We start from the raw sequence: 279 nt of genomic DNA, 5'->3' as shown, positions 1-279 counted from the left end.
TATGCACTGCTCATCAAGCCATGCTGTCGTTGTGTCCAACATACAAAATAGAAGAAGACTGGCACAGATGTTAGCAACAATCTTCCTCAAGCAAAAAGAGGAAAACTGGCAACAGATGTTAGCTCAGGGCCAATCTTCCTCAGCAAAAAGGAAGAAGATTGGCAGTGAATGTTGGTTTAGGGCTAATATTTCTAAAAAAAAGAAAAAACACTTGATTGAATATTAATTTTGCATTGGATATATTGAATAGTTTAGAAAAAATGTATTAAATTTGTTATT

General features: G+C 34.1%; 1 protein-coding gene. It reads left to right on the top strand.

Features of this window, described 5'->3' with window-relative positions; translation table 11 throughout:
* A partial coding sequence (locus OCF95_RS09785) for a hypothetical protein (protein ID WP_261105341.1) occupies positions 1-226 on the top strand: 226 nt, incomplete at its 5' end.
* Between the last annotated feature and the right edge of the window lie 53 nt (positions 227-279).

The organism is Streptococcus mitis (assembly GCF_946188615.1).
Lineage (GTDB): Bacteria > Bacillota > Bacilli > Lactobacillales > Streptococcaceae > Streptococcus > Streptococcus mitis_BZ.
This window is presented reverse-complemented; position numbering and strand designations above follow the sequence as displayed.